Below are 745 nucleotides of genomic sequence, written 5' to 3'. Positions count from 1 at the left end.
GGTGACGGCTGCCGCACCGCCGCCGGTCTCGACGCCGAAGCCGGCCGCACCGGCACCGGCTGCACCCGCGGTGCAGGTCGGCGCCGGCGACCCCGCCGGGACAGCGCCCACCGCGGCCACCAAGACCCCTGCCACCGCGTCGACGCAGGGTGGTTCCGGCGATCCGATCAGCACCGGCGCGACGAGCGGCCGCGCGCGCCAGGGCGACGGCAGCGAGGGCATGCGCGATCCCCGGTCAACGCGGACCGCGGAGTCGCGTACCCGCAAGAAGGACATCGAGGACGCCTTCCAGAAGGCCGAGGCCGCGCGCAAGAGCTTCAGTCGCGACGAGCTGAGGGCGAAGCGCCAGCAGCGCGCGACCGACGCGATGCAGAGACGGCTCGCCCGCGATGCCGACGCTGTCGCCCGCAGCAGCGTCCAGGCGCAGCGCCTGGCTCGCCTGGCGAGCGAAGCGCAGACCCGGCACGAGGCCGCCGGCCGCCCGGACGGCGCGCTGAAGGCCGAGAGCGACCAGGCCCTGGCCGATGCGCAGCACGCGCTGGAGCAGCTCGCCGTCCAGCGCCAGGCGCTGGCGGAGAAGGCCGGCGCGTTCCAGCAGGCCGAAATACTGGCCGGCCAGCACGCGCTGAAGCGCAACAAGGCGCAGCGGGACATGCTGGACGCGCATGTGAAGCTGGCCGATCTGGCGGACCAGCGCGCCCGCGGCGATGTCGACGCGGTGCGCGCGCGGGCGAAGACGGCGCGC

The 745-nt window shown here is 75.6% G+C and carries 1 protein-coding gene; it reads left to right on the top strand.

What is annotated here, in order from left to right; translation table 11 throughout:
* Nucleotides 1–745: hypothetical protein (locus AC1D15_RS35580; protein WP_477829795.1), on the top strand; the 745-nt coding region annotated here is incomplete at both ends.

It is taken from the genome of Rhizobacter sp. P2_H2, from assembly GCF_056403375.1.
Note: the sequence above shows the minus strand (reverse complement) of the source record. Positions and strands in the feature narration are given on the sequence as shown.